The 20,165-nt window shown below is 71.5% G+C and carries 18 protein-coding genes and 1 tRNA gene; 8 read left to right on the top strand and 11 right to left on the bottom strand.

What is annotated here, in order from left to right; genetic code table 11:
- Positions 1-145: 145 nt before the first annotated feature.
- Positions 146-376: a DUF2277 domain-containing protein gene (locus ACX25U_RS25455; RefSeq protein WP_454383387.1), complete on the top strand. Its 231-nt coding sequence runs from the start codon at positions 146-148 to the stop codon at positions 374-376.
- 20 nt (positions 377-396) lie between these two features.
- Here ACX25U_RS25455 and ACX25U_RS25450 read toward each other — a convergent pair whose 3' ends face one another.
- From ACX25U_RS25450 to ACX25U_RS25440, 3 genes are all read right to left on the bottom strand, one after another.
- The gene (locus ACX25U_RS25450) at positions 397-1,029 is read right to left on the bottom strand and encodes a DedA family protein (protein WP_454383386.1); all 633 of its coding nucleotides are present in this window, start codon (positions 1,027-1,029) and stop codon (positions 397-399) included.
- 125 nt (positions 1,030-1,154) lie between these two features.
- The gene (locus ACX25U_RS25445) at positions 1,155-2,804 is read right to left on the bottom strand and encodes an alkaline phosphatase D family protein (protein ID WP_454383385.1); all 1,650 of its coding nucleotides are present in this window, start codon (positions 2,802-2,804) and stop codon (positions 1,155-1,157) included.
- A 66-nt stretch (positions 2,805-2,870) separates the two neighbouring features.
- Positions 2,871-3,515 carry an HNH endonuclease family protein gene (locus tag ACX25U_RS25440; RefSeq protein WP_454383384.1) on the bottom strand — a complete coding sequence of 215 codons (645 nt, stop codon included), beginning with the start codon at positions 3,513-3,515 and terminating at the stop codon, positions 2,871-2,873.
- 386 nt (positions 3,516-3,901) lie between these two features.
- Here ACX25U_RS25440 and ACX25U_RS25435 point away from each other — a divergent pair, with 386 nt between their 5' ends.
- Positions 3,902-4,480, top strand: a complete 579-nt coding sequence (locus tag ACX25U_RS25435; protein WP_454383383.1) for a TMEM165/GDT1 family protein — start codon at positions 3,902-3,904, stop codon at positions 4,478-4,480.
- 36 nt (positions 4,481-4,516) lie between these two features.
- Here the strand turns inward: ACX25U_RS25435 and ACX25U_RS25430 are convergent, their stop codons facing one another.
- A complete protein-coding gene (locus ACX25U_RS25430; RefSeq protein WP_454383381.1) occupies positions 4,517-4,939 on the bottom strand; it encodes a GNAT family N-acetyltransferase in 423 nt (140 codons plus the stop codon).
- Between the two features lie 207 nt (positions 4,940-5,146).
- On the opposite strand from ACX25U_RS25430, the gene ACX25U_RS25425 reads away from it, so the two are divergent.
- From ACX25U_RS25425 to ACX25U_RS25410, 4 genes are all read left to right on the top strand, one after another.
- Positions 5,147-5,491 carry a hypothetical protein gene (locus ACX25U_RS25425; protein WP_454383379.1) on the top strand — a complete coding sequence of 115 codons (345 nt, stop codon included), beginning with the start codon at positions 5,147-5,149 and terminating at the stop codon, positions 5,489-5,491.
- A 58-nt stretch (positions 5,492-5,549) separates the two neighbouring features.
- Positions 5,550-5,624: transfer RNA gene (locus tag ACX25U_RS25420), tRNA-Val, on the top strand.
- Between the two features lie 198 nt (positions 5,625-5,822).
- Entirely contained in the window at positions 5,823-6,596 is a 774-nt protein-coding gene (locus ACX25U_RS25415; RefSeq protein ID WP_454383377.1) for a DUF4097 family beta strand repeat-containing protein, read from the top strand.
- Positions 6,597-6,670: 74 nt separating this feature from the next.
- Complete coding sequence (locus ACX25U_RS25410; protein ID WP_454383375.1) at positions 6,671-8,080, top strand: hypothetical protein; 1,410 nt, start codon at positions 6,671-6,673, stop codon at positions 8,078-8,080.
- 40 nt (positions 8,081-8,120) lie between these two features.
- Here the strand turns inward: ACX25U_RS25410 and ACX25U_RS25405 are convergent, their stop codons facing one another.
- The 3 genes from ACX25U_RS25405 to ACX25U_RS25395 all read right to left on the bottom strand — a co-directional run bounded on the left by ACX25U_RS25405 (position 8,121) and on the right by ACX25U_RS25395 (position 13,085).
- Complete coding sequence (locus ACX25U_RS25405; protein ID WP_454394502.1) at positions 8,121-9,353, bottom strand: amidase domain-containing protein; 1,233 nt, start codon at positions 9,351-9,353, stop codon at positions 8,121-8,123.
- A 174-nt stretch (positions 9,354-9,527) separates the two neighbouring features.
- Positions 9,528-10,829 (bottom strand): hypothetical protein, encoded by a 1,302-nt coding sequence (locus ACX25U_RS25400; RefSeq protein WP_454383373.1) that lies wholly within the window; start codon positions 10,827-10,829, stop codon positions 9,528-9,530.
- A 60-nt stretch (positions 10,830-10,889) separates the two neighbouring features.
- Positions 10,890-13,085 carry a transglycosylase domain-containing protein gene (locus tag ACX25U_RS25395; RefSeq protein WP_454394500.1) on the bottom strand — a complete coding sequence of 732 codons (2,196 nt, stop codon included), beginning with the start codon at positions 13,083-13,085 and terminating at the stop codon, positions 10,890-10,892.
- Between the two features lie 321 nt (positions 13,086-13,406).
- Here ACX25U_RS25395 and ACX25U_RS25390 point away from each other — a divergent pair, with 321 nt between their 5' ends.
- Complete coding sequence (locus ACX25U_RS25390; RefSeq protein WP_454383371.1) at positions 13,407-13,628, top strand: FmdB family zinc ribbon protein; 222 nt, start codon at positions 13,407-13,409, stop codon at positions 13,626-13,628.
- 63 nt (positions 13,629-13,691) lie between these two features.
- Here ACX25U_RS25390 and ACX25U_RS25385 read toward each other — a convergent pair whose 3' ends face one another.
- The 3 genes from ACX25U_RS25385 to ACX25U_RS25375 all read right to left on the bottom strand — a co-directional run bounded on the left by ACX25U_RS25385 (position 13,692) and on the right by ACX25U_RS25375 (position 18,425).
- Positions 13,692-14,507 (bottom strand): HAD family hydrolase, encoded by an 816-nt coding sequence (locus tag ACX25U_RS25385; protein WP_454383370.1) that lies wholly within the window; start codon positions 14,505-14,507, stop codon positions 13,692-13,694.
- Positions 14,507-16,975, bottom strand: a complete 2,469-nt coding sequence (locus tag ACX25U_RS25380; RefSeq protein WP_454383368.1) for a phosphoribosyltransferase — start codon at positions 16,973-16,975, stop codon at positions 14,507-14,509. Before ACX25U_RS25380 ends, ACX25U_RS25385 begins: the two co-directional genes overlap by 1 nt.
- Before the next feature lie 283 nt (positions 16,976-17,258).
- Positions 17,259-18,425 carry an HpcH/HpaI aldolase/citrate lyase family protein gene (locus ACX25U_RS25375; RefSeq protein WP_454383367.1) on the bottom strand — a complete coding sequence of 389 codons (1,167 nt, stop codon included), beginning with the start codon at positions 18,423-18,425 and terminating at the stop codon, positions 17,259-17,261.
- A gap of 171 nt (positions 18,426-18,596) precedes the next feature.
- On the opposite strand from ACX25U_RS25375, the gene ACX25U_RS25370 reads away from it, so the two are divergent.
- On the top strand, positions 18,597-19,358 hold the full coding sequence (locus ACX25U_RS25370) for a TerD family protein (protein WP_454383365.1): 762 nt from the start codon (positions 18,597-18,599) through the stop codon (positions 19,356-19,358).
- A 44-nt stretch (positions 19,359-19,402) separates the two neighbouring features.
- Here ACX25U_RS25370 and ACX25U_RS25365 read toward each other — a convergent pair whose 3' ends face one another.
- Complete coding sequence (locus ACX25U_RS25365) at positions 19,403-20,140, bottom strand: TerD family protein (RefSeq protein ID WP_454394498.1); 738 nt, start codon at positions 20,138-20,140, stop codon at positions 19,403-19,405.
- Between the last annotated feature and the right edge of the window lie 25 nt (positions 20,141-20,165).

Genomic DNA, 20,165 nt, shown 5'->3' with positions numbered 1-20,165 from the left:
TCCAGCGCCAGCAGTTCTCAACCGCGTATCGGGGGCATCGGGCTCGTGCTGCTCGGGGTACTGCCCTGCGCGATACCGAAGCTCGGGAAGTTCACCGGCTGAGGACGCTTGCGCGGCGCGTGCGGGGCGTGCTGAGACTGGTGGCATGTGCCGGAGTATCAAGACGCTGCGTCCGCCCGCGTTGCCCGAGGAGGCGACGGAGGAAGAGGTGCGGGCCGCCGCGCTGCAGTTCGTGCGGAAGGTCTCGGGGTTCCGGGCGCCGGCCGCGCACAACCGCGAGGTGTTCGATCACGCGGTGGACGTGATCGCGCAGGCCACGCGGGAGTTGCTGGCGGGGCTCGAGGTGCGGGGGCAGGCGGCGCGCAAGGCGGGGTGACCGTCCGGTGCCGTGATTTCCTACGCCTCCGCCGGCTCCGGCGCGCGCCGCATCAGATACGCCGCCCCCGCCCCCGCCGCGAACAGCGCCGCCACCGACACACCCGTGGCCAGCCACGCCGCGCCCAGCCACCGGGTGCCGAAGTAGCCGAGGGCCACGCTGTAGGCGGCCCAGGACAGGCCGGCCAGGGCGGACCAGGGGAGGAACTCCCGGACGCGGCGGTGCGTGGCGCCGGCGCTGAAGGAGACCACCGAGCGGCCGGCCGGGGCGAAGCGGGCGAGGATCACCAGCGCGCCGCCGCCCCGGGACAGGGCCGTCCCGAGCCGCTCCTGCGCCCTGCTCAGCCGCCGCGACCGCGAGATCGCGCGGTCCAGCCGCTCGCCGCCCCGCCGGGCCAGCCGGTAGGCGAAGAGGTCGCCCAGCACCGACGCCGTGGCCGCGCACAGGATGAGGGCCAGGATGTCCGGCACGTTCTGCGGAACGTGCCCGGTCGCCGCGCCCGTGCCCGCGGCCGCCGCCGTGGCGGCCGTCACGATCAGCACGCCGCTGGGCAGCACCGGCAGGAACACGTCCAGCAGGACGGACGCGGCCACCACGACATAGATCCATGGAGTGCCGGTGAGCGACCCCACCCGCGCCAGACTCTCCAGCACCGAAGACTCCCCCTGTCATCCCCCGTGGACCGCCGGCCGTGCCGCGACGTCGCGGGGGAGCGGCAGGAGCGTCCTCAACAGCCATACAGCGTACGCCGAGAGTGTGACAGGAGTTCCCTCGGGGGTCATGTGTTCGGTCGTGGGACCAGCTCGGATTCCGCGACCGTCTTCAGCCGCCGCTTCCCGTCCCCCGCCGCCCGCGCCCCCTCCAGCCGCAGCAGGGCCGAACGCCCGTGCAGCGTCAGCGTCATCAGCTGGTTGCCGAACCACGGTCCGCCCGTCCGGCGCCAGCCGACCGGCGGCTTCGCGCACCGCCCGTGCCGGGCGAACCGGTGGCCCAGGGCCCTCGCCACCGCGCTCCAGCCGAAGCGGAAGCCGAGCCGGATCGACAGCGGCACGGAGTTGTGGACGGGCGAGCAGGTGAGCTGCAGCACCCGCGCGTCCACGGACCGTGACGGCCACCGGGGCTCGGCCACGTACGCGTGGTGCACGTCACCGGACAGGACGAGGACGGTCGCGGGCGCCCCCGGCCCGGACCCCGCCTCGGCGATCAGCTCGGCCAGCGCCGCGAAGGACGCCGGGAACGCCGCCCAGTGCTCCAGGTCGGCGCCCCGCCGCAGCCGCTCCCCGAACCGCGCCCAGCGCGCGCCCCGCTCACCCCGGCACAGTGCCGCGTCCCACGCCTCGAGGTCGTGCACGAGATGCGGAAGCAGCCAGGGCAGCGAGGTGCCGATGAGCAGGTGGTCGCAGGAATCCCGGTCCTCCAGCGCCTGCGTGCGCAGCCACTCGGCCTCCCCCGGATCGAGCATCGCCCGGCTGTCCTCCTGCAGCACCCGGCCGGCCCGCGAGTCCACCATCAGTACCCGTACCCGGCCGAAGTCGCGCCGGTAGCTCCAGCGGACCGACGCCGGGTCGCGGTCGGCCCGCGCGGCGAAGGCGCGCAGCGCGTCGGTGCCGTCGGGGGTGGCCCGTACGGCGGCGTGGACCGGGTCGGCGGCCAGGTCGGCCGGGGAGAGGTTGCCCAGGTGCTGGTGCACCCAGTACGACATCAGTCCGCTGAGCAGCCGCTCCTGCCACCAGCCGGTGGCCCGCATGTCGGCGAGCCAGGCGGCGGAGGTGTTCCAGTCGTCGACGACGTCGTGGTCGTCGAAGATCATGCAGCTGGGCACGGTGGACAGCAGCCAGCGCACCTCCGGGTCGAGCCAGGACTCGTGATAGAGGCGGGTGTACTCCTCGTAGTCCGCGACCTGGCTGCCCGGAGGGTCGGTCAGGCCCCGGCGGGCGGAGATCCAGCGCCGGGTCGCCTCGGAGGTCTCGTCGGCGTAGATCTGGTCGCCGAGCAGGAGCAGGACGTGGGGGCGCTCGCCCTGGGGGTCGGCGGCGATCCGCGTGGCCAGCGTGTCGAGGGCGTCCGGGCCGCCCGCGTCCTTGCCGTCGGCCGGCGGGGCGGCCCAGCGGCAGGAGCCGAAGGCGATGCGCAGGTCCTCGCCGTCGGCGGGGGTGCGGATGACGGAGGGCGGGTGGCGGGAGTCCGGGAGCGGCCACGCGCGCGTGCCGTCGAGCAGCACCTCGTACGACGGTGACGTGCCGGGCGTCAGGCCGGTGACCGGGACGAGGGCGTAGTGATGGCCCTCGATCTGGAAGGTGCGGGCGGTGCCGCCGGCGCCGTCCGCGCAGCGCACCTCGGCCGTGCACGGGCGGCTCGCCTCCACCCAGACGGTCGCGGACGTGCCGTCGACGTACCTCAGCAGTGGTCCCAGGCGCAGTCCGGCCATCGCGGTCCCTTTCCTCCGTCGCCCCGTACGGTACGGAACGACGGAGGCCGGCGGGGAGATCCGGGGTCAGCAGCCGGCGAGGTAGCCCTGCAGGGCGCTCTTCTCCGCCGAGTCGACCGACAGGTTGTAGTAGTACTTCACCTGCACCCACGCGCGTACGTACGTGCAGACGTACGCCGACCGGGACGGGACCCAGGTGGCGGGGTCCTGGTCGCCCTTGGCCTGGTTGACGCGGTCGGTGACGGCGATGAGCTGCGGGCGGGTGAGGTCGTTGGCGAAGGCCTGGCGCTGGGCGGTGGTCCACTTGCTCGCGCCGGAGTCCCAGGCCTCGGCCAGCGGGACGAGGTGGTCGATGTCCAGGTCGGAGGCGGCGGTCCAGGTGGCGCCGTCGTACGGGGAGTACCAGCTGCCGCTGGTGGCGGCGCAGGAGGAGTTGGTGACGACGTTGGTGCCGTCCCGCTTCAGGACGGTCTCACGGGTGTTGCAGGTGCCGCTGATGGTGATCCAGTGCGGGAAGAGGTCGCGGTTGTAGCCGGTGCGGTTCTCGGCGGCCACGGTGAGGGAGGCGAGGTAGCTGCGCGCGGTGGCCGCGCTGACCGGGGTGGGGAGGGCGGCGGAGGCGGCCGGGGAGTTGAAGAGCGCGACGGAGGCTATGAGGCCGGTGAGGGCCGCGAGTATGCTCAGCCGTCGACGCGCGTAGAGCTTCGGCATGCGAACTCCCTTGTGAAGTGGGGGTGTTGACGCGGGCACGGGAATGCTCGCGACGCCGCGTTGCGGGGAGGTGTGTGTCCGGTGAGAAGTTAGTGACGTGCGCATGACATGACAAGGTTCGTGCTTGAACTTTCGGTCGCGTACGATGGGCGGCGCGGAAGGGGAGTAGCCCTTCGCCGGACCGTCGACATACTGCTCAGCCCGTCTGAGCCGGCGCCCGGAGGCGGACCCTCGTCGTGGACGGGGTCGGCCGGCGAGACCTTCGGCAAGCAGTGCACGCCTGTGCCGTACGGCGCGGGTGGATATCCGTGTGCTGCCCTGCCGAGACGTCTCCTCGCTCAATTCGCAGCACTCTCGGCGGGGCGGTCCCGACCGATTGAGGAACAGTGATCAGTCTCAGCGTCCTGGCGCTCACCTTCGGCGTCGTCTTCCTCGCCGAGCTGCCGGACAAGACGGCACTCGCGGGGCTCGTCCTCGGCACCCGCTACCGTGCCTCGTACGTCTTCGCCGGCGTCGCCGCCGCGTTCCTGCTGCACGTGACGCTGGCCGTGGCGGCCGGCAGCGTCCTGACCCTCCTGCCGCAGCGGATCGTGCAGGCCCTGACGGGCGTGCTGTTCCTCGGCGGCGCGGCCATGCTGCTGCTGAAGAAGGACGACGGCGAGGAGGAGATCCGCCGACCCGAGGACCAGTCCTTCTGGAAGGTCGCCGGCACGGGCTTCATGCTCATCCTGGTCGCCGAGTTCGGCGACCTCACCCAGATCATGACGGCCAACCTCGCCGCCCGCTACGACAACCCCCTCTCGGTCGGCCTGGGCGCGGTCCTGGCCCTCTGGGCGGTCGCGGGCCTGGGCATCGTGGGCGGCAAGGCCCTGATGAGGCGGGTCCCGCTCGGTCTGATCACCAAGATCGCGGCCCTGCTGATGCTGGCGCTCGGCGCGTGGAGCCTGTGGGAGGCGGTGGCGTGACCCGCTGCCGACGACGCCACGACGGGCTCCGCCCGCTCAGCCCGCGAGGTCGACCCGCCAGTCGTTGGATGTGATCCGGCCCCCCTTCGGGTACTCGAAGTCGACCGGTCCGAGCAGCGTGAACCCGGCGCGACGGCACACCGCGTCCGAGGCGGCGTGCTCGGTTTTCGGGAACGCGTGCGGATACCGGTGCCGCCGGCGGCCCGCGCCTCGGCCACGACGGCCGGCGCCGCCCGCACCGCCGGCCCCCGCCCCTGAAAGGCGGGGGACACCCCCCCACCCGGTCTCCCACGCCGTCCCGCCCCGCCACGCCCGCTCCCAGAACCCGGTCGCGCCCACGGTCTCGCCGTCGTCCGCGCGCACCACCCGGTACATCCGGCCCGCCTCCGGAGCGAGGTACCGCCGGTGCCGTGCGGTGAGCTGGTCCTCGTCCTCCGGGCCACCCAAGTGCGCGGTCATCTCGGGGCTGTTGTGCAGCCGCAGCAGCCGGAGGTCATCCTCGCCCCCACGGTTCCAGCCGCACCCGCTTCGCGTCCATGTCGCCCATGGCGGCCACCGTAGGGCAGGGGCTGACAGCGGGCGGCGACGCACAACGAACACGCTTCGAACACATGAACCCATCGAAGCAAGTCGCAACGCTAATTCGAACAGGCGTAGCATTGCCGCGTGGCTACGCCCTATGACTTCCCGAGTGACCTCCTCGCCGGTCAGGAGGAGCTGCATCAGGTCCGGGCCGAGCTGGCGGCGCTGCTCAAGCGGCTGCCCTGGTCGGTCGAGCCGCTGGACGGGTTCAGCGACGACGCCGGCTGGCGCAAGGTGGAGCGGCCGGCCTCGCCGGGGTGGACGGCCGACGAGCAGGCCGAGGTCGAAAAGCTCCGGCGGCGCGAGCACGAGCTCGCGGTGTTCGTCACCACACACCGCTACTGGTCCGAGCTCGTCGGCCCGGACGGCGTCGCCGCCCGCAGCTGCTTGAAACACGTCCACGAGGCCCAGCGGGCCGAGGACGCCTGATGCGCACGACGGGTTTGCGGGGCAGTGCCCCCGACAAGGTAGGCTGTCGACTCGTCCGGGGTGCGTAGCTCAGTGGTAGAGCGCCTGCCTTACAAGCAGGATGTCGGCGGTTCGAAACCGTCCGCGCCCACCACGCGCAGGACACGAGCAAGGCCCAGGCCGACGGGTGACACCCGACGGTCTGGGCCTTCGCCTTGTCAGGGGACCGGTGCTGCGGGGGTTTTCCCCACCTCGGATCCGGTAGCGCGCCGGATTCAGCGTGCCGGTGCTCCTCCGTACGGTCGTGACAGAGCCGTAGGAGCTCGCCGTCCGTGCCTCAGGGGAGATCGTCATGTCCCGTACCGTTCCCGCTCGCGTCGCCGCCCTCGGTGGTGCCGTCGTGGTTCTGCTCGCCGCGGTCACCGCCTGTGGAGCGTCTGCCGAGGAGGACAAGAGCCCCGAGCACCGTTCCTTCGCCCTGCACGGACGTACTCTGACCGTCGACTCCGACGACTCGGCGCTGGAGATCGTCGCCGCCGGTTCGCACAAGGCGGGGAGCGTGCGGGTCACGCGGTGGTTCAAGGGGTCGGTGCTGGTGGGCGAGGGCCCCCGGGTGACCTGGGAGATGAAGGACGACGACCGGCTGGTGCTGCGGATGAAGTGCTCCGGGTTCATCGCCGACTGCTCCGCCAAGTACCGCATCGAGGTCCCGCGCGGGATCGCCGTGAACGTCGAGGACGGGGACGGCAGCGTACGGGCGAGCGGGTTCAGGGACGCGCTGAGCATTCGTACGGGCGACGGGTCCGTGCACGTCACCGACACCACCGGGCCCCTGGAGCTGAGGACCGGCGACGGCTCGGTGCGGGCGGAGGTGTCCTCGCGGCAGGTGCGGACAAGCACTGGTGACGGGTTGGTCCAGCTGGAACTGGGCGCCGTACCGGACCGGGTGGAGACGCGCTCCGGGGACGGCTCCGTCAGCATCACGCTGCCGCACGCCGCGTACCGGGTGACGACGAAGAGCGGCGACGGCCTCGTGGACGTCTCCGTGCCGCGCGACGACTCCAGTTCCCATGTGGTGTCCGCGACCACCGGCGACGGAAGGATCACGGTTCGTACGGCGGACTGACCGGCCCGTGTGTTCGTGGTCCGCGGGTGGGACAATGACCCCACGGACGGCGGATCACAGCACGGGAGAGGGATGTGGTGGCGACACCGGCGACACCTGCACAGCCGCACTCGCCGTACGCACGGCCCCGGCCCCGGAGTGCCTGCCCTGCCTCCCCGCTCTCCGCGACCGCCCGTGACGTCCTCGTTCTGGTGAGCCTGCCCGTGTTCGCCGCGCTCGCGCTGCCCGCCGCCTTCACCGGCGGCGGCACCCGGCGCTGGTTCGGCGGGCGGGCCGAGACCCAGCGGGCCGAGGCGCAGGCCGCCAAGGACGCCGCCGCTGCCGCCTTCTACGAGCTGGACACCGCCCAGCGCGACCTGCGGATCTCCATCGAGACGATCACGGCGGTCGACGACTCCCCCGCCGCCCGCCGCGCGGTCGCCGACTTCGAAGCGCTCGGCCGGCGCATCGACGAGGCCAGCCGGCGCTATATCCAGGCGGTCGACGCGCAGGACCTGGACCGGGACGACCTGGAGGCATCCGTCGCCACCCGGGCACGTATCGATCTGACGGCCGCCAAGGACGACCTGTGCAACGTCAAACGGGAGCTGGATCGTTTCGCCGCCGGCCTCGGCCCGCTGCTCGGCAAGGCCGAGACCCAACTCGCCCGTGTGGCCCCCGGGGTGGAGCGCGCCCGGCAGGCCCTGAGCGCCGCCGCCGGCGCGCTGGACAGTGCGCGGGGCTCCGGGCTCAAGGCGGACGATCTGGCCGCCCGGCTCGCCGCGCTGGCCCCCGAGCTGACCAAGCTGAACCAGGGCGCGGGGCAGCACGGCGTGCAGCAGACGCTGGAGCGTGCCGAGCGGGTGACGCGGGAGGCGGAGGCGATCCGGGCGGAGGCCGTACGGCTGCCGGAGAGGGCCGCCGAGATCGACCGCCGGCTGGTGTCGCTGCGTACCCGCGCGCAGGCGCTGAGCACGCGTGCCGGACAGGTGGAGCCGGTGCTCAGCGAGTTGCGGCGGCGGTTCACGGCCGCCTGCTGGCAGGACCTGCAGCAGGTGCCGGAGCAGGCCGCGGAGAACGTCCGGCAGGCGGAGCTGAGGCTGAAGGACGCGCAGGTCGCACGGGAGGCCCAGCGCTGGCCGGACGCGACCGCGCTGCTGTCGACGGTACGGGCGCTGCTGAACACCACCGACGAGGCGGTGTCGGCCGCCGGGGACCGGCTGCGGCGGCTGAACGCGGCGCAGAAGGACCCGCGGGCGGAGATCGAGAAGACCCGGTTCGCGATCCGGGACGCGCAGCGGCTGGCCATGGCGGACCGTACGACGCCGGATCCGCGGCACGCCCGCCCGCTGGACGAGTCGGTGGCCCGGCTGGAGCGCGCGGTCGCCACGCTGGAGGGCCGCCACCCGGACTACTGGCACTTCCTGACGGAGACCGAGGCGATCCGGCGGACGGTCGCCGACGTGGTGGCCCTGATACGCGAGGAGCGGGGAGCCGGCAGCTGAGGGCCCGCTCCCCGCTCCCACGGGGCATCCGCTGTACCGCTCAGGTGCGGTAGGCGTAGTAGTACGCGGTCGGGTACGACGCGATGATGCTCGCCACCGACCGGTTGTAGGTGTTGGTGGAGTGGTACGACAGGTACGGCACGCCCTGCGGGCTGCGGTAACTGACGATCATGGTGTGGTCCTTGGACCCGTCCCGGTTGAAGTCCGTCTGCAGCACGTCACCGATGTCCATCTGGTAGACGTTGGCGAGGCTGGTGACCCGCTTGGAGGACAGGGCGAACCAGGAGAACTCGTTGACGCCGACGAACGAGTGCGACTGGATCTCGGAGTTGCCGAACCACTTGGTGTAGTCGTACACGTAGCCCGGGACGTGCTTCCAGCCGCCGGCCTTCAGGGCCTGGCTGACGAAGTTGGTGCAGTCGCCGCCGGCGCCCGCCCCGTTGAAGTCCGGGTAGTCCGGGTTGTAGTTGTTCCAGTACTTCGCCGCGTAGGCCGCCATGGCCTTGTAGTCGTAGCCGGAGGCGGAGAAGTTCTTCGGCGCGGCGGGCGGGTTGGCCGTGGTGGCCGAGCGGGCCGCCGCCGGCGGGTTGCCGTCGGCGGCGACGGGCGCCGTGGTGGACGGTGCCGTGGTCGGCGGCTTGGTGGTCGGAGCCGTGGTCGGCGGCTTGGTCGTCGGCTTCGCGGTGGGCGCCTTGGTCGACGGGCGCGCGGTGGGCTGCGGGACGACGGGCGGCGTGCGGACCTGGTTGACCGCCACGCCGTCGTCGGTGTCGCGGATGCCGGCCAGCTGCCAGTTGCCCTTGCTGTCGGCCTTGAACGTCAGCTCGTGGTGGGCCTGGAAGCCGGTGGTCTTCGGCTCGCTGCCGCGGATCCTGCGGTACGTCAGGGTCGTGGTCTCGGTGACGGCGACCTTGGCGCTGCGGCCCTTCACCTGCGTGGCGTCCAGCGTGACGCTGGTCCTGGCCGCGCTGTACTTCTCGCCCAGCTGGGCGAGCCGCGCCTTGCGGCCGCGCAGCTGGGTCAGCGCGGAGTTCTCCTCGCGCGACTGCGCGCCGGACAGGCGGACCTTGCCGGAGAAGCCGGACGTCAGCCGGTGGTGCCTGCTCCCGTGCCCGCCCGCCGGACTGTCGTCCACCAGGGCCTGCGTGCGGTCGGTGAAGACCGCGTCGGCCAGCTTCTGGAAGGTGGCCCTGGTGGCCGCGTCCACCGTCGGGTCGTCGATGACGGCGGCGCCCGCGCTCCAGTTGGGCACCAGGGCCACGCCGGCGACCACCGAGGCGGCCGCCGCCGTGACTATGGTGGCGCGGCGCCGCTTACGGCTCAATCTTCTTGATTTCAATGATGTTCCCCTCTATGCCGGTACACCTACCGGGCGACGGCATCTTCGCATGGCGTGTGTGACTGTTGTGACGGGGGTTGCCCAAGCTCAACTACAAGACCACGTACGTCAGTTGACCACTGACGACCAGTCGGAAGACTGGGCCGGGTCGAGGGAGCGCAGCCGCTGCAGCGTCTCCGGCTTCTGGGCGTCGAGCCAGTCGGAGAGCTCCCTGAACGACACGCACTTGACGTCCTTCTTGGTGCAGATGTTCTTGACGACCCGGTCGACGGCCTTCATGTAGATGCCGCCGTTCCAGTCCTCGAAGTGGTTGCCGATGAACAGCGGTGCCCGGCTGCCGTAGTAGACCCGGTTGAAGCCGGCCATGTAGGAGTCGACGGTCTGCTGCTCCCACTGGGCGTGCTTGGCCGGGTCGCCCCGGGTATCGCCGCTCGACTGGTTGTAGAGGAAGTTGAAGTCCATGGACAGGCCCTGGTACTTGCCGTCCTCGTACGGGAGCATCTGCAGCGGGAAGTCCCAGATGCCGTCCTTCTTGGCCGGCCAGATCTGGAAGTCGCCGGGTGAACTGGCGTCGTAGCGCCAGCCGTAGTCCTTGATGGCCTTCAGCAGGTTGGGCTGGCCCTCCAGGCAGGGCGCGCGGCCGCCGGTGATCTCCTTGCGGAAGTCGAAGGGCAGCGGCGGGATGTCGGTGAAGCCGGTGTTGGTCTTCCACTTCTCGGCGAAGGAGTAGAACTGGTCGATCTCGCTCTTCCACTCCTCCACGCTCCAGTCGCCGCCGCCCTTGGCACCGCAGAAGTGGCCGTTGAAGTGGGTGCCGATCTCGTGGCCCTGCTCGTAGGCGAGGCGCAGTTGCTGCAGGGTGTCGCGGATGTGCTCGTCGGTGGCGTAGTCGATGGCGGCGGCGCCCGGTTTGTGCTGCGGCGGGTGGTAGAGGTGCTTCTTGGCCTTGGGAAGTATGTAGATGCCCGTGAGGAAGAAGGTCATGTGGGCGTCGTACTCCTTGGCCAGCTCCCGGTAGTGCGAGAACAGGTGGTCGTCGCCCTCCAGGGCGCCGTCCCAGGAGAAGACGACGAACTGGGGTGGTTTCTCACCGGGCTTGAGCGGCTGTGGCTTCAACTCGCCCTTCTGGGGGCCGGTGTAGGAGGTGGAGCCGTCCCCGAGCACGTGGGTCCTGCCGTTCCACTCGGGTTCCTGGCCCGGTGTGGCCGAGGGGCGCTTGGGGCCGCTCGCGGAACCGGAGCCGTTCTTGGCGCCGGTGGACGCGATCGGTGCGGTGGAGTCGGGACGGGTCAGTGCCAGAAAGCCCGCCACCACCGAGGCGACGACCAGCAGGGCGGCCAGGGTCATGAACTCGGGGCGGGTGCTGCGGCGGCGCGCACGGGCCTTGCGACGGCGGCCGGTTGACTTCATGGGGCGGCTCATTCTGCGAGGGGGGTTCGGTGGGGGGTGAGAGCGGCCTGGGAACCGGGATCAGCCGAGTGGGTTCATGGCACCGGCCCAGATGGTGTAGGCGACACTGTCGGCGGGCGTGCCGGCGACTCCCTTCAGCGGCAGCGGTTCGAGGCTCCTGGCCAGGTCCATGCGGTAGACGACGACGGCCGTGGACACCGACTCGGCGGTGCCGACGTACCAGGAGGCGGTGTCGTCCTCGGTGGTTCCGGCCTTGCCCGCCACCGGGGCCGTGGCGGGTGCCGCGGTGGGGTGGGCGGTGCGGAAGGCGTCGCCGAGCGCCTGGGTGACCTCCTCGGCCACACGTGGGCTCACCGCGCGCCGCGCGGCCGGGGTCTCCAGCGGGACGGAGGAGCCGTTGCGGGTGATACGGCGCACCGAGTACGGCTCGGTGTGCGTGCCGCGGGCGGCGAAGGTGGCGTAGCCGCCGGCCATGCGGATCGCGCTGGGGGTGGAGTTGCCCAGGGACAGGGCGGGCACCTGCGGGCCGATGCTGGAGGGGAGCAGTCCGGCCGCCTGGGCGGTCTGCTTCACCCTGTCCAGGCCGGTGTCCATGCCGAGCTGCATGAACGGCGTGTTGACGGATTCCGCGAGTGCCGTGCGCAGTGCGATCCGTCCCCAGGACTTGCGGCCGTCGTTGTGGGCGGACACCTTGCGGCCGCTGCGGTCCCAGTAGGGGCCTTCGGGGGTGGTGACGGGCACGTCGTCGTCGCCGTTGTAGAGGGTCTGCGGGGTGACCTGTTCCCTTGGGGCGTCGCGCCGTTTGGTGACGCCGTGCTCCAGGCCGGCCGCGTAGACGAACGGCAGGAAGGCCGAACCGGCGGGCACGGTGGAGGCGTTGGACTCGTTGTAGCCCTGTGTGCGGTGGTCGGGGCCGCCGTGGACGGCGAGGATGCGGCCGTCGGCGGCGACGGAGGCGGCGCCGTAGTGCACGGTCCTGGCCGGGCCGGGAGTGGTCTTCCGCGCCTTCTTGCGGGCCTTGGTGACCACGTCGGTGAGTTTGGCCTCCCGCTCGCGGTCGAAGGTCGTGTAGATCTGGTAGCCGCCCAGGTCGAACTCCTGGTCGGAGATGTGCGCGGCCTTCTTGGCGTACTGCATCGCCAGTTCGACCAGGTAGTCGCTCTGCCGGCCGGTGTCGTAGAGCGGGTTGCGCCTGAGCGGCTCGGGGAAGGTCCCGTACTTGGCGCGTTCGGCCTTCGACAGCTTGCCGATCCTGACCATGCGGTCGAGGGTCCAGTTCCAACGCTCCACCGCACGCCGGTGGTTGGCCTGGCTGAGGGTGGGGTCGTACAGGCCGGCGCCCTTGAGCAGGGAGGCGAGGAAGGCGGCCTCGCTCGCGTTCAGGTCGCCGACGTCCTTGCCGTAGTAGGCCTGGGCGGCGCGCTGGATGCCGTAGGTGCCGCGGCCGAACCAGCTGGTGTTGAGGTAGCCCTCGAGGATCTTGTCCTTGCTCATCCGGTTGTCGAGCTTGAGCGAGATCATCGCCTCGGTGAACTTGCGGCCGAGGGTCTGGTTCTGCGACAGGTAGACGTTCTTGACGTACTGCTGGGTGATGGTGGAGCCGCCCTGGGTGTCGCCCTCGCCGACCGTGCGCCACAGGGCCCGGGTGATGCCCGTGAAGGAGATGCCGGGGTCGCTGTAGAAGCTCTCGTTCTCGGCGGCGAGCACGGCCCAGCGGACGTCCTGGGGTATGCCCTTCAGCGGCATGGCCTGCCGCTGCACCCAGCCGGTGCGGGCCATGGGGGTGCCGTCGGACCAGAAGTAGACGCTGTCCTGCTGGGTGGCGTAGGTGTTCAGGTTCTGCGGGATGTCGGTCGCGGCGTAGGCGACGGCGAGGAAGGCGGCGCTCAGGCCGAAGGCCGAGAGTGCGGCGCCGAGCCACTGCCGCCAGGAGGGCAGCCAGCGGCGCCAGCCGGTGCGGCCCGGGCGCGGGTAGACCGGTTTGAGCTTGCGGGCGTACGGCGCGGCCACCGCGACGAGGGGGGCCAGGCGCCGGGTGAGCGGGGCGAGTGCGGAGCGGGAGCGCGGCTTGCGGCGGTTGGCGCGCCGGGCGGTCGGGCCGGCGGAGGAGGCGGTGGGGGTGGGGGTGGGGGTGGGGGTGGACGAGCCGGGTGAGCTGGACGAGTTGGGCGGAAGGGCGCGCAACTGCATGGTTTCGCCAGGCCGTTGCTGTTCGGCCGCGTTCTGTTTTCGGAGGGTGTCGACCTTCAACTGCATGGTCTCGTCCGGTTTGCGCAGTGCGTCGACCTTCAGCTGGATCGTTTCGTCCGCACGGCGGCCCTCCTCCGGAAGGTCTTCCCCCTGCTCTGCCCTGGTCAAGACTGCGTCTCCCTCCGCACTCCGTGTTGCTCGCGCGGGTCGACACAGTTACCGCAACTGCGGCTGCTTTCCCCGTAGTTCGCAGCCGCCACGCGGCCCTCGCGGCACTACAAAATTATCAGCCGTCTTTTCAAAACCTCCGCACAAGATCTGGACAGAAACCGGGACATGGGAAACAGAGAGTCCTGTGCGTCCGGTCACTCCCGTTAACCTGAGCACATGCCTCGTTACGAGTACCGCTGCCGGAGCTGCGGCGACACCTTCGAACTGAGCCGTCCCATGGCGGAGTCGTCCGCCCCGGCGACCTGCCCCGCCGGGCACGAGGACACGGTCAAGCTGCTGTCCACGGTCGCGGTGGGCGGCTCGGCCGCCGCGCCGGCACCCGCGCCGCGGGCCGGCTCGGGCGGCGGCGGGTGCTGCGGCGGGGGCTGTTGCGGCTGACGTTTCCGGCACGGGCCTGCTCCGGCGGGTCTGCCCCACCGGGACGGGTCCGGCACGTCCGCCCTATCGGGGCGCTCGGGCCACCGCCCTGAGGAACTCGCGCGTGATCCGCTCCCCGGCGAGCACCCCGCGCTCGGGCAGGGCGGCGATGCCGGGGGCCGCCCAGCCGGTGTCGGCGAGTTCGCCGTGGCCGGGCCGCCAGCCGCGGTCCACGGCCAGCAGCAGATCGGCGTCCAGCAGCGAGTCGCCGGCGCCGAGGACGAGGTCGGCGCCGGTACGGCGGGCGACCTCGCGGACGGCCGCGCTCTTGGTGAGCGGCTTGGGGACGGCGTAGAGCTTGCGCCCCTGCAGGGAGACCGTCCAGCCGCGGTTCTCCGCCCATACGGCGAGCTCCTTCACCCAGTCCCCGGGCAGGAGTTCGCGCTCGACGACGAGGTAGGCGAACAGGTCCTCGGCGACGCGGTGCTTGCGCGCCCAGGCCGGGTCGGCGGTCCGCAGCAGATGCTCCCGCACCTCGGCGAGCGGAGCGCACTCGCCGGCCAGCCGGTCGGTGACCTGCCGGTGCCAGTCGGCGTCCGAGACTCCGTCCACCAGCAGATGGCCGCCGTTGGCGCAGATGGCGTACTCCGGCGCCGGGCCCGGCAGGTTGATGCGCAGGTACTGCTTGCGGGTGCGGGTCGTGGTCGGCACGAAGACCGCGGTGTCGGCGAGGTCCGTCAGCAGCCGGGCCGCCGTCTCGGTCATGTAGGACAGCGGCCTGCTCTCGTGCACCTCCACGCACAGCAGCCGCGGGGCCCGCGCGTCCGGCATGGTCAGCGCCAGGGCGGCGGAGGAGTAGATGAGCGTACGGTCCAGGTCGCTCGCCACCATCACCGGCATCAGCGGGTCACCGCCCTGCCGTCGGCGCCGGTCGCCCCGCGCGTGTAACGGGGGTGGATCAACCCCACGCAGCTGTACGGAAGTTCGCCGACCTCCTCGACCGGGACCCCTCTCTGCTCGGCCAGCAGGCGCACGTGGTCCAGGTCGGCGCCGGCCCCGGCCCGCGCCAGGATCTTCCACGGCACCCGGCGCAGCAGCACGCGTGTGGTCTCGCCGACGCCCGGCTTGACGAGGTTCACGTCGTGGATGCCGTACTCCTCGCTGATCCGCTCGACCGCCGCCCAGCCCTCCCAGGTGGGGGTGCGGTCGGAGGACAGCAGCTCCTTGGCCGCGGTGCCGACGGCGTCGGCGACCTCGGTGAAGCGGGTGGAGACCGCGTCGACGAAGACGTTCGAGACGTCGGCGCCGGCGAGTTCGCGGTAGAACTTCGCGCCGTGGAAGTCGTGCGGGCCGACCAGGTCCGCGCGCAGGACGGTCCGCGAAATCAGGCCGGAAACGGTGGAGTTGAGGCAGGCGGAGGGGATGAGGAAGTCCTCCCGGGTGCCGTACGTGCGCACGCACGAGCCGGGGTCGGCCAGCACCGCGATCTCCGGGTCGAACCCGCCGATGCCTTCGCTCTCCTCGAACTCGCCCGTTGCCTGCGCGAGTTCGCGAGTAATGGCGCCCTTGCCGGTCCAGCCGTCGACGAAGACGACGTCGGCGGGGTCGTGGTGGGCGGCCAGCCAGCGCAGCGCGTTGGCGTCGATGCCGCGGCCACGCACGATCGACACGGCGTAGTGTGGCAGGTCCAGGCCGTGCCGGAACCGGGCCCAGCGGCGCATCAGCACGCCGACCGGGGTGCCGGCACGTGCGAGCGAGACGAGTACGGGCCTCGGTGTCCGCTCGGCGAGGACCGTCTCGGTGACCACGCCGACGGCCCGGGCGATACGCGCGGCCGAGGCCGTCAGGGCCGCGTGGAACAGCTCCTGGTACTGCTCGCTCGGCTGGTACTCCACCGGCAGCGACTCCGCGTAGTGCGCGCCGCCGCTCTGGATCGCCTCCTCGCGCTCCTCGGTCGGCGCCTCCAGCGTCACGTCCGACAGGTCCTGGAGCAGCCAGCCGACCTCGTCGGGCGCGTACGAGGAGAAGGCGGGGCCGCGGAGGGGCTCGGGCAGCATCGGGGGCCTTTCGGGGACGTACGAGGGCACGACCGCGAGCAGGACGTGCGGGGTGTGTGCGGCGAGCCGGGCCAGCAGGCCGGTGGACGCGTGCAGTTCGGGAGTGTCGGCGACGGAGTCGACGACGGCGACCACGGCGTCGAAGCCGCCGCCGGCCACGTTGTAGGCGTAGCGCTCGCCGGGGCCGTCGGCCGGGTCGTCGTGCGCGTCGAAGACCAGCCGGGTGCGGATCGCGTAACCGGGGTCGTCCACGGCCAGCACGGGCGAGCGGGTGGTGGTGGAGTACCGCACCTCGGCCGTCACGACCTGCTCGACCTCCCGCGCCAGCCTGAGCGGCGCGTACATCAACTCCTCGAACCCGAGCACGAGCACCCGCCGCGCCCCTTCGGGCAGCGCCTCGGCCACCCGAGCGGCCATGGCGGGCAGCGCCCGCTCGAGCCGGTCCCGGTGGAGTGGCGTGAAGCCGTGCCGGCCCCCGTCGGGCACGCCTCGCGGCCAACGCAGATCGACCCGCGCGACCCGACCGCGGACGCGCGGGCCCGGAACGACCGGCCCCGACCCGCTGCCCCCGGACACGCTCACCTCCGGCACGGCCTTTGACCCGGCCTCGTAGCGGGCAACCAGCTGCCGGCCCTTTTCCAGGACGTCCGTCGGCAGGCGGACCGTGCCCGAGGCGGTGGCGAGCAGGTCGACGCGGGCTCCGATTTCGTGGGCGAAGGCGGTCAGGCGGGCGGCGTCGGAGGGGGCGCGCATGTCGACCAGGGCCACTACGACGTACCGCTTGCGCGGGTAACGGGCGTGCAGGGCCCGGATGGTGTTCAGGACCGTGTTGCCGGTGGAGAACTCGTCGTCCACCAGGACCAGCGGGCCGTCCGAGGCCAGCAGGGCCGGGTCCTCCGGCAGCAGGAGGTGGGAGGTGGCGTGCGAGTGGGACTCCTCGAAGCCGCCCGCCGGGGCGATGCCGGGGACGGGGCGGCGCGTGGAGTGGAGGTACGGCGCGGTGCCCAGGCCGTCGGCGACCGAGTGGCCGAGGCCGGTCGCGGTCTCCGCGTAGCCGAGCACCACGGCCGCACCCGCCTCCTCGGGCCCCAGCAGGTCCCGTACGCGGCGCCCCAGGGCGAAGCCGTGGCCGTAGACCGCCGACGGCGACTGCGGCACGTGCTTGCCCAGCACGTTGGACACCAGCAGATGCGCCCGCTTGGGGTTGCGGCGCAACGCGAGCCCCAGCAGGCCCGTCAGCTCGTCGTCGCCCACGAGTTCGACCCCGAGCCGCTCGGCGACCCAGGTGCCGGACCAGACCCCGTCGTTCACCGGGGACCTCCAAGAACGCCCCGCGCTTCAGGGCGGGGAGGAATCGGACAGGCTGGTATGCTCGCTGGCGTGCTGAGCGAGAACCAAGCCAGCACGGCAACTCCTTTGCTTGCGGTGCCAAACCGGGCTGGTTCCACCCCGGCTGGTGTTGATCGTGTAAGACCTGCAGGTCCGCTGGGCCCGCAGGCTACGTGAGCCAGGAATCTCCCTGCTTCAGCCGGGAGAGGGTTCAATGCCTTGTTCATGCGTTCCTTGCTACGAGCCCTCGTAATGAACGGTGCGGTCAGTCGGGAATGGCGGCGGCGAGCAGTTCCACGAAGCCGACGTCCTCCCGGGCGACGCCGAAGACCTCGGCGCGCAGCAGGGTCCGCTCGGCCCACGCGCGGTGCGGCTTCACCTCGTTCATCTTGTTCGTGTACGCCGATCTCAGCACGCCCCCGCCGCCGCGCTCCGGCCGCAGGATGTCCGCCGCGTCGCTGAACTCCTCGTGGCTGACCACCGACAGCGCGTGCACGGGCAGGACGTGGGAGGGGTGGATGCAGGTCTTGCCGAGCAGCCCGTTGGCGTGGTCCAGGGAGATCTCCCGCAGCAGCCCGTCCATCGCGTGCTCGATCAGTTTCGCGCGCAGCTCGACCGCCTGCACCTGCAGGAAGGGGCTCTGCCGCAGCTGCGGCTTGAACATGCGCTCCTGCATCCGGAAGTACTCCCACACCGGCCCGGTCACCGTGAACCCGGTGCCGTCGGCCCGCCCCAGCATGTTCACCACGTCGGCGATCACGGAGGCGACGACCTGGATGTCGTAGGCCGTCATGTCGGGGGCCCTGCGCAGCCCGTAGGAGGAGCAGAAGTCCGTCACGCCGAGGCGCAACGCGAGCACCCGGTCCCGGTACTTGTCGACCGCGCGGAAGATCCCCTCCAGGGTCTCCACCCGCGACTCCCGGTACAGCAGCTCGGGCGACTCCAGGACCGGCATGGCGAACAGCCGCCGCCCGCTCGCCGCCTCGGTGGCCTGCAGCGCCTCCAGGAACGGCATGCCCCGCTCTCCGGTGAACTTCGGCAGCACGAACCCGGACAGCAGCCGCACCGCGGGCCCGAGCCGCCGCACCAGGTCCGGTATCTGCTCGGGGAAGCGGACCCGGACGAACAGCAGGGGAAGCTCGGCCGCGGGGCCCTCGGCCAGCTCGGTGAACTGCCGGACCAGGTTCTCCTCGCCGTGCTCCACGTCCGCGTCGTCGATCGAGTCCTCCAGGCACAGCACCATCGAGACCACACCGCGTCCGGCCTGCCTGGCGATGTCGTCGGCGAGCCGTGGCCGGATGGCCGGGCTGTAGAGCGTGGCGCCCAGGGCCGCGGAGAGCAGCCGGGCCGGGGAGTCGGCAGTGAACTCGCACGGTTCCTGGTGGAAGAGGCGCTGCCGCACCCCAGGACCGAGATGCCCGAAATGACGCATATAGCTCCCCCCGTGGCGACACTGGCGGCCTGCGAAAACTGTCAAAAGGTGACCGGTAATAGTACGTACGAACCCATGTCCAAGGTTCCCGCCGGGGGTGAATTTCCCGTGACCCGGCCGTGTACACGCCCCGCGTTGTCGTGACCAGGACGGAGAAGGCAGGATGACCGCATGACGCACGCGATGCTGAAGGGGTCGAACGTCCCGCTGGACGCCACCACGGTACGGGCCGTGGTGCGCTGGACGCCCGGGCAGGGGATCCCGGACGTGGACGCCTCGGCACTGCTCCTCGGTCCCGACGGCCGGGTGCGCTCCGACGAGGACTTCGTCTTCTACAACCAGCCCCGGCACCCCTCCGGAACGGTGTGGCGGCTCGGCAAGAAGCGGGTCGTCGACGGCCTGACGGACAGTGTCCAGACCGACCTCGCCGGCGTCGACCCGGAGGTCACCCGGATCCTGCTGGTCGCCTCTGCGGACGGCGTCACGTTCGACCGCGTACGCGCGCTGCGCATCCTGCTGTACGACGCGGCGGTCGCCGACGGGGAGCCGCTGGCGTACTTCGACATCAAGCCGGAGACCGGTCAGGAGACCGCGCTGATCTGCGGCGAGCTGTACCGGCGGGGGGAGGGCTGGAAGTTCCGGGCGCTCGGGGAGGGCTATTCGAACGGACTGAAGGGCCTCGCGACCGACTACGGCATCTCGGTGGACGAAGCGGAGGAGGCGGAGGAGGCGCAGGCGTCGGCGCAGCCGTTGCCGCCGGAGCAGTCTGTGCCTCCGGCGGCTTCCGCGGCGTACGGGTATCCGTATCCGACGAGTCAGCCGGCGTACGGGTATCCGCCGCAGCCGGCGGTGGCGGCCGGGTACGGGTATCCGCCCGTGCCGGACCCGGAGTTCCGGCTGCCGCCGCAGGGGCCGCAGTTCATCGGGCGGTAAACAGGTGCTCGGCGGCGCTCCGTGGAGGTGGGCGCAGCCACGGGTCACCGGTCGGCCTTGGATTTGTAGCCCCTGCCCCACTGCAGTCCCCAGCCGTACAAACGGTCCAGTTCCGACTGGAAGCCGTAGACGAACTTGACCTCGCGGCGGACGATCAGTTCGCCCTTGACGTTCTCGATGAGCACGACCGCGCAGGAGCGGGCCTGCGGGTGGCGTTCGTCGAGGCCGATCTCGATGCGGGGGCCGTTGCTCGGGTACATCGTGACGATCGCGTGGGTGCGGTCGAAGGCCGGGGTCTGGTCGTAGATGTAGACGAAGACCAGCAGCCGTTTGATGGCGTCCCGGTGGTCGAGGTTGACGTAGACGGTCTCACCGGACGCCGACCCGAACCGGTCGTCGCCGCTGAGTTTGACGTACGGCGGTGCGTTCACGTCGCCCAGGAAGTTGCCGAGGGGCTGGACGACCCCCTTGGTGCCGTCGGTCAGCTCGTACATGCAGCCGAGGTCGAGGTCGACGTTGACCATGCTCTGGCTGTGCCCGAGCACCTCCGGCGGTTTGAGCGCCTTGAAGGGGTGCCGCAGCAGGCTCTGCCGGGTGGAGCCGCCGAAGTCGGAGGTCCGCATCCGCCAGGTCAGGTTGATCCGCAGATGCCCGGTGGCCGCACCCTGCTTGGTCAGCGACACCTGGTGGTGCCGTTTGGTCAGCTCGATCGCGTTGCTCGCCGCGCTGCCCGAGTCGAACTCGGCCGCGTGCCCGCCCAGCAGACCGTCGAAGAGCCCCATGTCCCGTACCGCCCCCAGTTCACCG

The sequence above is a fragment of the Streptomyces sp. JNUCC 63 genome (assembly GCF_054366325.1).
This window is presented reverse-complemented; position numbering and strand designations above follow the sequence as displayed.

What these genes read in the sequence shown, in the direction of transcription:
- ACX25U_RS25440 (WP_454383384.1), bottom strand. Translation starts at nt 3,515, where the DNA reads ATGCCGAAGCTCTACGCGCGTCGACGGCTGAGCATACTCGCGGCCCTC.
- ACX25U_RS25455 (WP_454383387.1), top strand. Translation starts at nt 146, where the DNA reads ATGTGCCGGAGTATCAAGACGCTGCGTCCGCCCGCGTTGCCCGAGGAG.
- ACX25U_RS25390 (WP_454383371.1), top strand. Translation starts at nt 13,407, where the DNA reads ATGCCTCGTTACGAGTACCGCTGCCGGAGCTGCGGCGACACCTTCGAA.
- ACX25U_RS25395 (WP_454394500.1), bottom strand. Translation starts at nt 13,085, where the DNA reads ATGCAGTTGAAGGTCGACACCCTCCGAAAACAGAACGCGGCCGAACAG.
- ACX25U_RS25400 (WP_454383373.1), bottom strand. Translation starts at nt 10,829, where the DNA reads ATGAAGTCAACCGGCCGCCGTCGCAAGGCCCGTGCGCGCCGCCGCAGC.
- ACX25U_RS25430 (WP_454383381.1), bottom strand. Translation starts at nt 4,939, where the DNA reads ATGACCGCGCACTTGGGTGGCCCGGAGGACGAGGACCAGCTCACCGCA.
- ACX25U_RS25415 (WP_454383377.1), top strand. Translation starts at nt 5,823, where the DNA reads ATGTCCCGTACCGTTCCCGCTCGCGTCGCCGCCCTCGGTGGTGCCGTC.
- ACX25U_RS25370 (WP_454383365.1), top strand. Translation starts at nt 18,597, where the DNA reads ATGACGCACGCGATGCTGAAGGGGTCGAACGTCCCGCTGGACGCCACC.
- ACX25U_RS25365 (WP_454394498.1), bottom strand. Translation starts at nt 20,140, where the DNA reads ATGGGGCTCTTCGACGGTCTGCTGGGCGGGCACGCGGCCGAGTTCGAC.
- ACX25U_RS25445 (WP_454383385.1), bottom strand. Translation starts at nt 2,804, where the DNA reads ATGGCCGGACTGCGCCTGGGACCACTGCTGAGGTACGTCGACGGCACG.
- ACX25U_RS25375 (WP_454383367.1), bottom strand. Translation starts at nt 18,425, where the DNA reads ATGCGTCATTTCGGGCATCTCGGTCCTGGGGTGCGGCAGCGCCTCTTC.
- ACX25U_RS25385 (WP_454383370.1), bottom strand. Translation starts at nt 14,507, where the DNA reads ATGCCGGTGATGGTGGCGAGCGACCTGGACCGTACGCTCATCTACTCC.